Consider the following 15,286-nt stretch of genomic DNA (forward strand, 5'->3'; position numbering starts at 1 on the left):
ATGCTTGTCAGTCTGCCATGAACAGGGCGAAAAAGGCTTAGTGGTAGTTGACCGTCACCGCTGTGCTGACGACCTTCAGCCCCGGCGGCAAACTTCCGCCACCGGCGAAACCAAACACCATATGTAACGTTTCACCGGCGGCGACCTCAGCCAGACCGCGTGTGCTGCCGCTGGCACCGTCCAGTTCGGTACAACGCTGTTCTGCACAGAGCCGGACCTGTAAACCGGAAGGCACCGGTTGGGTAAACTGATAACGCCAGTTCACCACGGTGATCGCCCCACTGACCTGACCTGGCGGGGTCAGCGGCTGCGACGACTGCCAGCTTCCCCGGTTCGCCATCAGTGGACCCGCCGCGCTGGCGCTCCAGGCACCGTCAGCGGCCTGAGCAAACAGCGGAAGCAGCAGCGAAAACAGCATTAGCGATCTCATTGTTTGCCACCGATGGTTGCGGTCATGCGAATCTGACGGTTATCGCTTAATTCCATATTGGACAGCACCACCAGCTGCGGCATGTTACGGCGCAGGAAGCGTGCCAGTAAAGCGCGTAACGGATGATTGACCAGCAGGACAGGCGGCGCGCCCATCATTTCCTGCCGTTGCAGGGCCTCCTGCGTCTGGGCTAACAGCCGATCGGCCAGGCCTGGCTCAAGTCCGCCACCGCCCTGCAAGGCCTGCAGCAGCAGGCGCTCCAGTGTCGCATCCAGGCCAATCACCTGCACTTCACCCGTGCCCGGGAACCACTGCTGCGTAATCGCTCTGCCCAGCGCCACGCGCACCACGCTGGTGAGTTCCTGCGGATCGCTTTGAACCGGCGCATGCTCTGCCAGCGTTTCAATAATGGTGCGCATATCACGAATCGAAACGCGCTCAACCAGCAGGTTCTGCAGGACTTTGTGCAGCGTTGTCAGCGTAATCACGCCAGGCACTAAATCTTCGGTCAGTTTCGGCATCTCTGAGGAGACGCGGTCCAGCAGTTGCTGCGCTTCCTGTCGGCCAAACAACTCACTGGCGTACTGGCCAATCAGATGATTAAGGTGCGTCGCCACAACGGTACTGGCTTCTACTACGGTAAAGCCCTGAATCTGAGCCTGCTCTTTGAGCGCACCGTCAATCCACACCGCCGCCAGGCCAAAGGCAGGATCGACGGTTGCTTCACCCGGCAAGGTACCCGCGGCTGTGCCGGGGTTAATCGCCATCCAGCGTCCGGGATAGGCATCACCGCTGCCGATCTCCACGCCTTTCATTAAAATGCGGTAGCGCGCGGGTGGCAATTCCATGTTGTCACGGATATGCACCACCGGCGGCAGAAAGCCGACATCCTGCGCCACTTTTTTACGGATACTGCGGATACGACCAAGCAACTCACCGTTCTGGTTGTGATCGACCATCGGAATCAGGCGGTAACCCACTTCCATGCCCAGCGTGTCTTCAAGCTGCACATCAGTCCAGGAGGCTTCGGCAGAGGCAGGCGTTTCCATGGATTTTGCGATGCTGCTCGGCGATTCGACATTCTTCTTCGGCTGCATCTCGCGGCCACGTAACCACCACGCCAGCCCCAGTAAGGCCGCCGTAAACAGCAGGAACACAAAGTTAGGCATGCCAGGCACAAGCCCCAGCAAACCGATTACGCCGGCACTCAGCATGAGGACGCGCGGATCTTTGAACAGTTGCCCGACCATCTGCTCGCCGACGTCCTGGTCGGTTGCCACGCGCGTCACGATAACACCCGCCGCGGTAGAGATGACCAGCGCAGGGATCTGTGCGACCAGACCGTCACCGATGGTTAACAGCGTATAGGTTTCTGCCGCGTGGCCCGCATCCATACCATGCTGAACGATCCCCACCAGTAAACCACCGATCACGTTGATGACCATGATCAAAATACCGGCGATGGCATCCCCGCGTACAAACTTACTGGCACCGTCCATCGAACCGTAAAAGTCCGCTTCCTGAGTCACTTCGGCGCGACGACGCTTCGCTTCATCTTCGCCAATCAGACCCGCATTCAGGTCGGCGTCGATAGCCATCTGCTTACCCGGCATCCCGTCAAGCACAAAGCGCGCACCCACTTCGGCGATACGGCCCGCACCTTTGGTGATAACCATAAAGTTGATGATCACCAGGATGATAAACACCACGATCCCGATGGCGAAGTTTCCGCCAACCAGGAAGTGGCCAAAGGCTTCCACCACCCGTCCCGCCGCCGCGGCACCGGTATGCCCTTCCAGCAAAATAATACGCGTAGAGGCTACGTTCAGCGACAGGCGCAGCAGGGTCGAAAACAGCAGAATGGTGGGAAAGGCCGCAAACTCCAGCGTGCGCTGGGTAAACATGGCGACCAGCAGCACCATAATCGACAAGGCAATGTTAAAAGTAAACAGCAGATCAAGGATAAACGGCGGTAAGGGCAGAACCATCATCGACAAAATCATGATGATCAGCACCGGACCCGCAAGGACCTGCCATTGCATGTCTTTGAAGTTGCCTGGAAGGCGTAGTTTAGCGGCCAGATTAGCCATCGTTTTTGCTCTCTCCTGCAAAGTCCATCTCTGCCGGGACCGGCAGGTCTTTAGGTTTTACGGGCACCAGGCCACCTTCGCGCTTCCAGCGGCGAAGCTGCCAGACCCAGGCCAACACTTCCGCGACGGCCGCATAAAGGGCGCCAGGAATGTGTTGCCCGATTTCGGTATGACGGTATAACGCACGCGCCAGCGGCGGTGCTTCAAGAACCGGAATGCGGTGTTCTGCGCCCAGTTCACGAATGCGTAAGGCGATCTCGCCAGCGCCTTTGGCAATAACCTTGGGCGCACTCATTTTCTTCTCGTTATATTGCAGCGCAACCGAATAGTGTGTTGGGTTGGTAACGATCACGTCGGCCCTGGGCACATCGGCCATCATGCGACGACGGGCTGCCGCGCGCATCTGCTGACGAATGCGCCCTTTCACGTGCGGGTCACCTTCCTGCTGCTTGTGCTCATCGCGAATTTCCTGACGTGACATCCGCAATTTTTTAAAGTGGCTGTAAAGCTGCCAGAAAACGTCGTATCCCACCATGGGGATCAGGCCGAGCATGACCAGCGCACAACAGATAGCGATCATGTCCATGCCATGGATCACGGCTGTGGTCGGCGACTCGGCAATCAGCCGAAGCATATCGGGCCAGTGCGTCCAGATGTACCAGCCTGCCACGCAGCCCACCAAAATGGTTTTCAGAATGCCTTTAAACAGCTCCGTCCAGGCCTGCGCGGCGAACATGCGTTTGAAGCCTGGCAACGGGTTCAGCTTGCTAAAATCCACTTTAATAGATTTGCCGCTGATGACCACACCGCCCAGCAGCATCGGTGAGGCAATGGCCACCAGAACCAGCCCGCCCAGAAGCGGCAGAAGCGCGGCAATGGCCTGCATGATCAGATTACCGACATGGGCGATGATAATTTTGTCATCGGTCACCATGCCGTGGTCGAAACTGAGTCCGGTTGACACCATTGCCGCCAGTCGATGGGCCATTGCCGTTCCGCCAACCCATAAAATCATGATGCCTGCCAACAGCATCAATAGTGAGGTTAACTCGCGCGAACGCGGAATCTGGCCCTCTTCACGCGCTTTTTCAAGTCGGTGGGCCGTGGGCGATTCTGTTTTGTCCTCATCACTGTTTTCTGACACCACAAACCTCGGTTGGCAGGAATTCTGAGCATAGAATGCCAAATTTGAGTTTGGTTAAAGCGTGGATAAAACGTGAAAAACACGTGCTCTTTCACGGATAGCAAAAGAGAAAAGCGGAGTGGCCCGCGGTGAGCAGGCCACTTTTCAGAAGGGACCATCGCAACGTCGCGATGGCGAGACAGCCAGGTGATTAGAAACCGAGGCTGTCCAGCAGGTCATCCACCTGATCCTGGTTCGCAACAATGCCAGGGGCGGCAGCGTTAACCTGAGGACCGTTAAGCAGCGTAGTGCCAACCTGACGTTTTTCGGCGCTCACTTCTGGCATGTTTTCCAGCAGCACCATTAACAGCTGGCGCTCGATCTCCTGAATCACATCCATCATGCGTTTGATCACCTGACCGGTGAGGTCCTGGAAATCCTGCGCCATCATGATGTCGAGCAACTGCTTGTTAGTAAAAGAGGTGTGCTCAGGCACTTCCCCTAAATACTGACGCGTATCCGTCACCAGCTCGCGCGCATCGGCAAGTTCAATAGGATTCTCAAACCATGCATCCCAGCGTCCTTTAAGCGCAATCGCTCCCGCTTCCATTTTGTCCTGGTGCGGTTGCGCTGCTTCGACGCTGTTCAGCGCCCGGTCGGCCGCCTGAGCGGTCTTTTGCACTACATAGTCCAGACGATCACGGGCGTCAGGAATGGCTTCAGCAGCTTCTGCAATGGCCTGATCCAGCCCCAGCTCACGCAAACTATCACGCAGCATGCGTGTCAGTGAACCGATGCGGGAAATGATATCTTGTGCCGCGGCTTGCTCAGCTGATTTCGGAAGGTCGCTCATCACATCTCCTTACATACCCAGTTTTTCAAAAATTTTGCCCAGCTTCTCTTCAAGCGTGGCGGCCGTAAACGGCTTAACGACATAGCCGCTTGCACCCGCCTGAGCGGCAGCAATGATGTTTTCTTTTTTCGCTTCAGCCGTCACCATCAACACAGGCAGACTGGCCATGGCCGCATCTGCGCGAATGGTCTGCAGCAGTTGCAGGCCATCCATGTTAGGCATGTTCCAGTCGGAGATAACGAAATCGAAACCACCTGCCTTGAGTTTGGTTAACGCATCGACGCCGTCTTCCGCTTCTTCTACGTTATTGAAGCCCAGCTCTTTCAGCAGGTTACGGACAATACGACGCATCGTATTGAAGTCGTCCACCACTAAAAAGCGCATATTTTTGTCAGCCATATCTACTCCTGTGTTATCTCGCCCGGCAGGACGGGCCTGTTAAATACGCAATGCCTGTCCGGCGCTAATTTTCGCCAGCATGTGCTGGCTGATGTTGCTTAAATCCACTACTTCGCTCACACCGCCGCTGGCTATCGCCTCGCGTGGCATGCCAAAAACGACACAACTTGCTTCATTTTGCGCGATGGTCCAGGCGCCGGCACGATGCATTTCCAGCATGCCTGCTGCCCCATCGTTACCCATACCGGTCAGGATCACGCCAACGGCATTTCGCCCGGCGTTGATCGCCACCGATTTAAACAACACATCGACTGACGGTTTATGACGGTTAACTGGCGGACCGTCGTTCAGCTTCACGACATAGTTCGCACCACTGCGACCCAGCTCCATGTGCATCGCGCCGGGCGCGATATAAGCATGGCCAGGAAGAATACGCTCACCATCTTCGGCCTCTTTCACCGTAATCTGGCAGAGCTTGTTTAGCCGCTCGGCAAACGAACGTGTAAATCCCGGTGGCATATGTTGCGTAATCAGCAGCGCAGGGCTGGTGGCCGGTAGCGGCTGCAATACGTGGCGGATGGCTTCTGTACCGCCCGTCGATGAACCAATCGCAATCAGCTTTTCACTACTCAGCAGCGGACCGGCTTTCAGCGTGACCGGGGCAGGCATGGTGGTGCGCACATGCAGACGTGCCCGGGCAGCCGCGCGAATTTTATCGCCAATCATCTGGCTGTAAGCCAGCATACCTTCACGAATGCCTAGCTGTGGTTTGGTCACGAAATCCACCGCACCGAGCTCGAGCGCGCGCAGCGTGATTTCTGAACCCTGTCCCGTCAGTGATGACACCATCACGACCGGCATCGGGCGAAGACGCATCAGTTTTTCAAGAAAATCCAGTCCATCCATGCGCGGCATTTCAACATCCAGCGTCAACACCTGCGGATTAAACTGTTTAATTAAATCGCGGGCCACTAATGGATCCGGGGCCGTCGCCACCATTTCCATATCAGGATGACTGTTGATGATTTCTGTCATCAGTTGCCGCATCAGCGCAGAGTCATCTACGCACATCACGGTAATTTTGCTCATCATCTTTCCTTCGTCAGTCCATAAACGGTTTGCCCACGCAGCCAGAACTCTTTACTAATCTGGCTAAAGTTTTCTGAGTGTCCGGCGAACAGGATGCCGCCAGGCTTAAGCAGTGGAACAAAACGACGTAGAATTTTTTCTTGTGTTTCTTTATCGAAATAGATCATTACGTTACGGCAGAAAATGGCATCGAACGGACCCGGCAGGTTCCAGTCGTTGGCCAGCAAATTCAGCTGACTGAAATTCACCATATTCGCCAGTTCGGGGCGCACACGCACCATGCCAGCATGCGGGCCCGTACCCCGTAAAAAGAAACGTTGTAGCTGTGCAGGCGACAGCGTCCGTAATTCTTCCTGGCGGTAAACGCCCGCCACGGCTTTTTCCAGAACCTGGGTATCGATATCACTGGCATGGACCTGGAATTTACCGGGTCCGGTTCCCAGCGTTTCGGCCAAGGTAATCGCGATAGAGTAAGGTTCTTCGCCCGTTGAGGCGGCCGTGCTCCAGACGCTGAAATTGCCCTGACGTTTACGTGCATGTTCCGCCAGGATAGGAAAATGGTGCGCCTCGCGGAAAAAAGCGGTCAGGTTAGTGGTCAGAGCGTTGATAAACGCCTGCCACTCAGCACTGTTAGGATCGTTCTCCAGCAGGGCCAGGTAGCGACCAAAATCATCAATATTCAGCGTGCGCAGACGACGTACCAGACGGTTGTAAACCATCTCGCGCTTATGATCGGCCAGCACGATACCCGCGCGCTGATAGATGAGCTGGCTGATACGGCGAAAATGGGTATCGGAGAGGGGCAGCCGCTGCACCATCTGTGAGAGCAGCGTTGTCGCCTCTGGTTGATCTAATAACGTCGATTTCTTCATCTTTGCACCTGGCCTGAACTACACCTGTTAAACGTCTGCTGCTATGCCCAACCGCACATCAGCGGTTGGGCCATCCAGGCAATTAGAAGGTTTCCCAGTTCTCATCACTGCGTGATGAGGGTTGGCGAATGCCCTCTGACGGACTTTCTAAACGTAAACTTTTTGCCGCCGTTGTCTTGTTAACGGCCTGCGTGACAATTTCTTTACCAATATTGAAGACAGAAACCGCTTGTTTTAAGTTGCTGGCCTGATCTTCCAGTGCCGCAGCGGCGGCGGCCGACTCTTCAACCAGCGAGGCGTTCTGCTGTGTCACGCGATCCATCTCGGTCACGGCCAGGCCAACCTGGTCGATGCCACGGCTCTGTTCGTCTGAAGCAGAGGCAATCTCTCCCATGATGTCGGTGACGCGCGTGACGGCGCTGACGATTTCGTTCATGGTATCGCCTGCGCTTTCAACCAGGACTGAACCGGTATTCACGCGACTGACGGAGTCCTCAATCAGCCCTTTAATCTCTTTCGCCGCCTGTGCACTGCGCTGTGCCAGATTGCGCACCTCACCGGCAACCACCGCAAAGCCACGGCCCTGCTCACCTGCGCGTGCCGCTTCCACGGCCGCATTCAGTGCCAGGATATTGGTCTGGAAAGCAATGCCATCAATCACGCTGGTGATATCGGCAATTTTTCTGGAACTGCCCGCAATCTCTTTCATCGTGGTCACGACACCGTCCACCACTTTGCCGCCCTGCTGTGCGGTTTCAGAGGCATTCAGCGCCAGCGTCGACGCCTGACGGGCATTTTCAGCATTTTGCTTCACGGTCGCGGTAAGCTGTTCCATGCTGGCAGCGGTTTGCTCCAGCGAAGCCGCCTGCTGCTCTGTTCGCGACGACAGATCGTTATTCCCTACGGCAATTTCGCTGGCGCCGGTATAGATCGCATCGGCCCCATCACGGACGGTGCTGACCGTACGGACCAGTTCACGTTGCATCTCCTGCAGAGACGTCAGCAAATCGCCAATTTCATTACGTACGGTAATGGCGATAGGCTGCGTCAGGTCACCCCGTGCGATATGCTGGATATGATCGATGCTCTGTTTTAACGGGCGAATCAGCAGGCTGCGCATAAGATTCCACACCAGCACGATCACCAGCAGCGTAACGACCAGCGTCCCCGCAACCAGCATAATCATGCGCTGATAAGCGGCATTATTGGCATCGATGCCTTTCTGGCTCAGTACCAGGTTGTAGTTAAGCCAGTCGTCATAATCTTTTTGGAATTTGTCCTGATAACTTTGTGTCGGCTGATCAACAAACCCTTTAAAGTTGCCGTTGCCCAGAAACACAATCAGTTCCGCCAGACCATCGTGGAATTGTTTGTAATTGGCCTGTAGCGTCAGCACGTTAGCCGCACTTTTTCCTTTCTCTGACAGGTTGGCATTGAATAATTCATAGCCCTTTTCAGCCTGTTTCAGCTCACTGTCAGCCAGCGCCACCAGCTCTTTTACGGTAGCTCCCGAACCTGCCATCTGCCCATCCTGCAAATAACGAATGCCCGCACGGTTTAAGGTATTACGTGCCTGGACAAGCGCAACCCATGACGTTCCCATGGCGCGTTGCAAGGTGCTAAGACGCTGGTTATAAGCAAAGTTTTCTTTATCTTCCGTAACCGTTTTGAAAAATACCCCACCCGAGAAAACCTGCAGCAAGGCAAAAAGCCCCAGTACACACAGGAGGCCGGTGACAACGCGTACTCGACTAAACATAGAAACCTCATTCATTAGCAATTCGATTCTGTTTATCGGCCCGCGCAGGCGGAACTTTACTGACAGCGTGAATTGATCATCACGCTGGCAGTAAAAACTGTCAGAACGCTTAAGTACGGGAGATTTTGAAGACGGAAACGGCCTGGGACAGTGAGCTCGCCTGTTGCTCCAGCGCGGCAGCGGCGGCGGCAGACTCTTCCACCAGCGAGGCGTTCTGTTGCGTCACGCGATCCATTTCTGTCACCGCCTGCCCCACCTGATCGATACCGCGGCTTTGTTCATCCGATGCCGAGGCAATTTCACCCATGATGTCGGTCACGCGGGTGACGGCACCCACAATATTATTCATGGTGCTACCCGCGCTCTCGACCTGCTGCGAACCACTGTCAACACGAGCAACAGAATCTTCAATCAGCCCTTTAATCTCTTTGGCGGCCTGCGCACTGCGCTGCGCCAGGCTACGTACTTCGCCGGCGACAACCGCGAAGCCACGGCCCTGCTCGCCTGCACGCGCCGCTTCGACGGCGGCGTTCAACGCCAGGATATTCGTCTGGAAAGCAATACCATCGATCACACTGATAATGTCAGCGATTTTCCTGGAACTGTCTGCAATTTCTTTCATTGTGCTGACGACGCCATCCACAACTTTGCCACCCTGCAAGGCGGTTTCAGATGCGGTATGGGCGAGTTGTGAAGCCTGACGCGCATTATCCGCATTTTGTTTCACCGTGGCGGTCAGTTGCTCCATGCTGGCGGCGGTCTGCTCAAGCGAGGCCGCCTGCTCTTCCGTGCGTGCGGACAAATCGTTATTGCCCGCGGCGATTTCGCTGGCACCCGTAAAGATCGCATCGCAACCGCTGCGGACTTCACCCACCGTTGTCACCAGAGATTGTTGCATCTCACGGATCCCGGCGGCCAGTTGGCTCATCTCATTACGGCCTTCTACCTTCACTGGCTGCGTCAGATCACCGGAGGCAATCGTGCGGATATCCACCAGCAGACGTTGCAGGGGATAAATCAGCACCTGGCGCAGGCCAAACCAGCAACCGATGATCACCACGACCACCAGGGCGCCGACCATGCCCAGCAACCACATCATCTGAGTAAAGGCTTGCTGGTTTTGTTCTGCACCGTGGGAAGACAGCTCGCTCTGCTTAAGACGCCAGGCCGTATAGGTGGCCTGCATGGCCTGTTGCTTCTGTTCAATGTTCTGTTTGAACATGCCTTCCAGATCTTTGGCTTTCAGGCTGGCGATCATCCCGCGCAGACCGGTCAGATAGGCGGCAAAATGGTTTTGTAACTGATCGCGCATTTCGGTATCCGCGCCTGGCGTTTCCGGAATGGCATTAAACTCGGCAAGATACTGCTCACCTTTATTGGCTTCGCTAATGGCTTTGTCCGTCAGGCTGTCCAGCTGACCGCCGTTCATTTGCGATGCCAGACTGGTTTGTAACCGCAACATGGCGCGGTTGAGCGTAGTACGTGACTGGTTCAAAGCCATATAGGCATCCGTCATGGCCGCCACGTTGCGTGTTGAAATCTGCGACAAGGCAAACGCCGCTTTATCATTATTGAGCGCTGACCAAAACAGGCTGCCTGACAGCAGTTGCAGGGCACCGAAAAGCATCAGTACCGTAATCAGACTGGTCACCACTTTTATCCGTTTTAACATCTTTTTCCCCGACTAAATAAGTAACGTGCAGGGGCTGTATCGGCGGCAACGCAGGATGTTTTAGCCATTCCGCTTTTAAAAAGGGGTTCAAATGACTTTTGTAATTATTGAAACCAGAGCAATATGCTAATCCTGGAGCAGGATCACAGACAGCGTGTTTTTTGAAAGGTCGACGGGTGAAGGAAAGGCGGTGATGACAGGTTCGGCGTGCAGAATAACAACACGGGCCAGCGTTGGCTGGCCCGTGTTTAACGATTACGCGGTACGCAGGTTGTCGACCAGCGCCATCTCTTCGCTGCTCAGCAGCTTTTCGATGTCGACCAGAATCAACATGCGCTCGCCCAGTGCACCCAGACCTGTCAGGTACTCTGTTGACATAGTCACAGCGAACTCAGGTGAAGGACGGATCTGTTCCTGCGTCAGCGACAGGACATCCGACACACCGTCAACCACGATACCGACGACGCGGTTTTCGAGATTCAGCACGATCACCACGGTATTTTCGTTGTACTCAACGTCTGGCTGTGAAAACTTCACGCGCAAATCGATAATTGGCACGATAACGCCGCGCAGGTTTGTCACGCCGCGAATAAAATCAGGCGTGTTGGCAATGCGGGTTACCTGATCGTAACCACGAATTTCCTGAACCTTCAGAATATCGATGCCGTACTCTTCATCACCCAGCGTGAAGACCAGGAACTCCTGTCCAACGGTTTCGCCAGCAATTTTTGTCACGGTTGCCATTCCACTCATGTTATTTACCCTTTCGTTATCAATCAGGCGGCAGCGCCGGCCACACGTTTTTCACGGTTAAGTGATTGCAACGCCGAAACGTCTACAATCAGCGCCACGCTGCCATCGCCGAGGATGGTGGCGGCTGAAATACCTGGAACTTTGCGATAGTTGCTTTCCAGGTTTTTGACCACAACCTGGTGCTGACCGATTAACTGGTCCACCAGCAAAGCGTAACGCTTGCCCGCGCTCTGCAGAATCACCACAATGCCCTGCGTCGCTTCGGTTTTCGCCTCTTTCACGTCAAAGACGTTCCACAGTTCAACCAGTGGCAGGTATTCGCCGCGCACTTCCAGAACACATTCGCCGCCCGCCAGGGGTTTCAGCTCTTCAGCACGCGGCTGTAACGATTCCATCACCGCATTCAACGGCAGAATAAAGACTTCGTTCGCTACGCGCACTGACATGCCGTCCAGAATCGCCAGCGTCAGCGGCAGCAGAATACGGATGGTGGTGCCTTTGCCTTGTTTTGAGGCAATTTCAACATGGCCACCCATTTCCTGAATGTTACGTTTCACCACGTCCATGCCCACACCGCGGCCAGATACATCGGTGACCTGCTCTGCCGTTGAGAAACCTGGTGCGAAAATCAACATGCCGACTTCTTCGTCGCTCATGTTTTCATGTACCGGCAGGCCCGATGACAGAGCTTTTGCCAGGATACGTTCGCGGTTAAGGCCCGCACCGTCATCTGACACTTCGATACAGATGTTGCCGCCCTGGTGTTCTGCTGACAGCGTCAGATTACCTGTGGCAACCTTACCTGCCGCAATACGTTTTTCCGGGGTTTCGATGCCGTGGTCAAGACTGTTACGCACCAGGTGCGTTAACGGATCGATGATACGTTCGATCAGGCTCTTATCGAGTTCCGTCGAGCTACCCAGTAACGTCAGTTCAACTTCTTTGCCCAGCTTGCTGGCCAAATCACGCACCAGACGTGGGAAGCGACTGAAGACGTACTCCATAGGCATCATACGAATCGACATCACAGATTCCTGCAGGTCACGCGCATTACGCTCAAGCTGCCCCATGCTGTTCAACAGTTCGCCGTGCGCGACCGGGTCCAGTTCACCTGAACGTTGTGCCAGCATTGACTGGGTAATCACCAGTTCACCCACCAGGTTAATCAGCTGATCAACCTTCTCAACCGCAACACGGATGCTGCTTGATTCGCTGGTCTTCGCGGGCGCGGCAGCGCGTTTGCTTTCGCGTTTCACTGCGGCAACCGGCAATTCGGTCACGGTCGCAGTCTGAACATCGGCAACCGCAGGCGCATCCACGCTTTCGGCTACCGCCGCGGCAGCATCAGCACCCGGGAAGCGAATCTGCGCTTCATCAATAACGAAACACAGCACAGCAATAATGTCGTCTTTGCCTACGCCGGTAATGTGGCACTCAAGCGTATTGCTGCCTTTCTTCACGTTGCTGAGCGTGCCAAGATTACCCAGCTCTTCCAGCATCAGGTCGATATCTTTTTCTTTCAGGTCGACCAACTGCAGGTGAACACCTTCAGCATCAGTGGAGGCGGATTCTGCCTGACTGATAGGCGTTTCAAGCGCAACCACAACCGGTGCTTCAACCGGCTGACCTTTCGCCTCTAACGCCAGCTGGCGTAATGCTTCACAGATATACTTGAAGCTTTCCGCGTTAGGCTCTTGCGCGGTTTTATAAGCATCTAGCTGTTCCTGCATAATATCTTTAGTTTCCAAAAACAGATTGATGATGTCGGTGCTGAGCTGCATCTCGCCGCGACGAGCACCATCCAGAATGTTTTCCAGGATGTGGGTTGTTTCCTGTAAAACCGTAAAACCAAAGGTTCCGGCTCCGCCTTTAATCGAGTGGGCGGCGCGGAAGATGGCGTTAAGCTGTTCAGAGTCTGGCTCCTGGGGATCGAGTCCCAACAGGTGTTGCTCCATATCCGCTAACAGCTCATCGGCTTCATCAAAAAACGTCTGGTAAAAATCGCTGATGTCCATGCTCACGGGAATCACCTCGGCTGTGAGGGGGCTGCTGTATTCACCGCACCTGCCGAAGACGCTGGCGGTGCGGAGGTTGTTTTCGTTGCATCCGCCGGTAGGGCTGACGGTGCAGGCGTTATTGTTGTTACCGCACGAACCGAAGAGGTTGACGTCGCGGAGGTCGCTGTTTTCGCCGCGACCGCCGGTGAGGCTGACGATGCGGAGGCTGCTGTTTTCACCGCGCTCGTCGATGACGCTGACGAGGCGGCGGTCGCGGCTTTCTCTGCGCTCGTCGATGCGGCTGACGGTGCGGAGTTCGCTGTTTTCACTGCATCCGCCGACGTGGCAGTTGCAGGTTTGGAAGATGTTTTATCAGCCGCATTACTGCCGGGTGCTGACGGCGCGGTCACTTTTTCTAAGGCAGAGGGATCGCTAATCTGAACCGCGTCACTTTCTGCGTTCTCTTTCTCAATCGCGGCTTCGGTATCATGGTTCAACACCAGCAAACTGATACGACGGTTAACGGCATCATCGCCGCCGCGATTTTTCAGTTTCATGGTATCCGCCATGCCGACGATACGCAGAATCTTTCCACCATCCAGCCCACCAATCACCAGTTCACGACGTGACGCATTGGCACGGTCCGCTGACAATTCCCAGTTGCTGTACCCTTTATCTCCGGTCGCATACTGAATGTCATCCGTATGGCCCGCGATACTGATACGGTTAGGGATGTCATTCAAAATCGGGGCAATCGCGCGCAAAATATCACGCATATAAGGTTCAACTTCTGCACTGCCGGTCTTGAACATCGGGCGGTTCTGGCTGTCGATGATCTGAATACGCAGCCCTTCATCAACCATATTAATAATCAGGTGCGGACGCAGCGCTTTCAGGCGCGGATCAGCTTCGATTAACTGGTCGAGCTTTTCACGCAGGCGGTTGAGGCGAATTTCATCCAGCTTGCGTTTCTGCGCATCCATATCCACAACCTTTTTGACTTCACCTTCTTTCTTCGTAGCATCGTCTCCTCCGCCTGGGATCGGGCTGCTACTGTCGCTACTTCTCTGTCCACCCGTCAGCGCCACTTTTAAGGGCGTCTGAAAATACTCTGCTATCTGGATAAGCTGTTGTGGGCTGGCGATCGACAGCAGCCACATCACCATAAAAAATGCCATCATCGCCGTCATAAAGTCGGCATAGGCGATTTTCCATGAGCCATGTCCTCCTTCATGTTTTTTATGTTTGCGCTTTCTAATCAGCACAATTGGGCGATTGCCATGTTTCATGAGGTCTGATCCGAAGTCTGTTTAGCCGGGTTCTTCGCGTTGCGAACGTGTTCTTCCAGTTCGCTGAACGATGGACGCTCAGCTGAATAAAGCGTTTTACGACCAAACTCGACGGCGATCTGCGGTGCATAACCGTTAAGGCTGGAAAGCAATGTCACTTTCACGCACTGCATCATCTTGGTCGTTTCAGCACACTTCTGACGTAATACCGACGCCAGAGGCGAAATAAAACCGTATGCCAGTAAAATCCCGAGGAACGTTCCCACCATGGCATGTGCCACCAGTGCGCCCAGCTCGGCGGCTGGACGGTCAGCTGACGCCAGGGCATGAACCACGCCCATTACCGCCGCAACGATACCGAAAGCGGGCAGGCCATCGCCGACGGCAGCGATACTTTGTGCCGGCACTTCACACTCGTGTTCATAGGTTTCAATCTCTTCATCCATCAATGCTTCGATTTCGAAAGCATTCATGTTGCCGCTCACCATCAGGCGTAAATAATCGGTGATGAAGTCGACTAACTGTTTATCGGCTAAGATGCGGGGATAATTAGCAAAAATTTCACTCTGGGCGGGATCTTCAATATCACGCTCAAGCGATAACATGCCTTGCTGGCGAGATTTCGCCATCAGCCGGTAAAGCAGTGCCATGAGATCCATGTACACCGCTTTGTTGTATTTCGAGCCGCGGAACAGCAGCGGCAGAGCTTTGAGGGTCTTCTTGATCGATTTACCGTTGTTGCCCACCAGAAACGCGCCGACGCCCGCCCCGGCGATCATCAGCAGTTCTGCAGGCTGGTAAAGCGCGCCAAGATGGCCGCCCACTAAAGCGTATCCGCCCAACACGGAACCTAATACAACGATGTAACCTAAAATTATCAGCACAGAAAAATCCTTACGTCCGTAACGTGTTGGTCGACGTTAAGCCAGAGAAACCGGAGATGTTCACCCTGTGGAGGCA

General features: G+C 54.7%; 13 protein-coding genes. All 13 read right to left on the bottom strand.

All coding sequences use genetic code 11. The features are described 5' to 3' along the window. Positions 1-37 precede the first annotated feature (37 nt). Positions 38-430: a flagellar protein FlhE gene (gene flhE, locus G5574_RS03490; protein ID WP_033741996.1), complete on the bottom strand. Its 393-nt coding sequence runs from the start codon at positions 428-430 to the stop codon at positions 38-40. Next, positions 427-2,520: a flagellar biosynthesis protein FlhA gene (gene flhA, locus G5574_RS03495; RefSeq protein WP_033741997.1), complete on the bottom strand. Its 2,094-nt coding sequence runs from the start codon at positions 2,518-2,520 to the stop codon at positions 427-429. Before flhA ends, flhE begins: the two co-directional genes overlap by 4 nt. Further along, the gene (gene flhB / locus G5574_RS03500; RefSeq protein WP_164482030.1) at positions 2,513-3,664 is read right to left on the bottom strand and encodes a flagellar biosynthesis protein FlhB; all 1,152 of its coding nucleotides are present in this window, start codon (positions 3,662-3,664) and stop codon (positions 2,513-2,515) included. The genes flhA and flhB overlap by 8 nt, the downstream gene beginning before the upstream one ends. Positions 3,665-3,854: 190 nt before the next feature. Then, positions 3,855-4,496, bottom strand: a complete 642-nt coding sequence (gene cheZ, locus G5574_RS03505) for a protein phosphatase CheZ (protein ID WP_006120247.1) — start codon at positions 4,494-4,496, stop codon at positions 3,855-3,857. A 9-nt stretch (positions 4,497-4,505) separates the two neighbouring features. Beyond that, the gene (cheY, locus tag G5574_RS03510) at positions 4,506-4,895 is read right to left on the bottom strand and encodes a chemotaxis response regulator CheY (protein WP_006120246.1); all 390 of its coding nucleotides are present in this window, start codon (positions 4,893-4,895) and stop codon (positions 4,506-4,508) included. A 39-nt stretch (positions 4,896-4,934) separates the two neighbouring features. Then, positions 4,935-5,984: a protein-glutamate methylesterase/protein-glutamine glutaminase gene (locus tag G5574_RS03515; RefSeq protein ID WP_006120245.1), complete on the bottom strand. Its 1,050-nt coding sequence runs from the start codon at positions 5,982-5,984 to the stop codon at positions 4,935-4,937. Next, positions 5,984-6,856 carry a protein-glutamate O-methyltransferase CheR gene (cheR, locus tag G5574_RS03520; protein WP_006120244.1) on the bottom strand — a complete coding sequence of 291 codons (873 nt, stop codon included), beginning with the start codon at positions 6,854-6,856 and terminating at the stop codon, positions 5,984-5,986. The genes G5574_RS03515 and cheR overlap by 1 nt, the downstream gene beginning before the upstream one ends. 82 nt (positions 6,857-6,938) lie before the next feature. Beyond that, positions 6,939-8,615 carry a methyl-accepting chemotaxis protein gene (locus tag G5574_RS03525; protein ID WP_039343223.1) on the bottom strand — a complete coding sequence of 559 codons (1,677 nt, stop codon included), beginning with the start codon at positions 8,613-8,615 and terminating at the stop codon, positions 6,939-6,941. 109 nt (positions 8,616-8,724) lie between these two features. Continuing rightward, positions 8,725-10,287, bottom strand: coding sequence for a methyl-accepting chemotaxis protein (locus G5574_RS03530; protein WP_054633636.1), 1,563 nt, complete (start codon positions 10,285-10,287; stop codon positions 8,725-8,727). A 255-nt stretch (positions 10,288-10,542) separates the two neighbouring features. Beyond that, a complete protein-coding gene (gene cheW / locus G5574_RS03535) occupies positions 10,543-11,040 on the bottom strand; it encodes a chemotaxis protein CheW (protein WP_006120241.1) in 498 nt (165 codons plus the stop codon). Between the two features lie 23 nt (positions 11,041-11,063). Continuing rightward, a complete protein-coding gene (gene cheA / locus G5574_RS03540; RefSeq protein ID WP_174250613.1) occupies positions 11,064-13,055 on the bottom strand; it encodes a chemotaxis protein CheA in 1,992 nt (663 codons plus the stop codon). 11 nt (positions 13,056-13,066) lie between these two features. Continuing rightward, entirely contained in the window at positions 13,067-14,326 is a 1,260-nt protein-coding gene (motB, locus tag G5574_RS03545; protein ID WP_033741999.1) for a flagellar motor protein MotB, read from the bottom strand. Beyond that, on the bottom strand, positions 14,323-15,210 hold the full coding sequence (gene motA, locus G5574_RS03550; protein ID WP_006120238.1) for a flagellar motor stator protein MotA: 888 nt from the start codon (positions 15,208-15,210) through the stop codon (positions 14,323-14,325). The genes motB and motA overlap by 4 nt, the downstream gene beginning before the upstream one ends. Positions 15,211-15,286 lie beyond the last annotated feature (76 nt).

The organism is Pantoea stewartii (assembly GCF_011044475.1).
Lineage (GTDB): Bacteria > Pseudomonadota > Gammaproteobacteria > Enterobacterales > Enterobacteriaceae > Pantoea > Pantoea stewartii.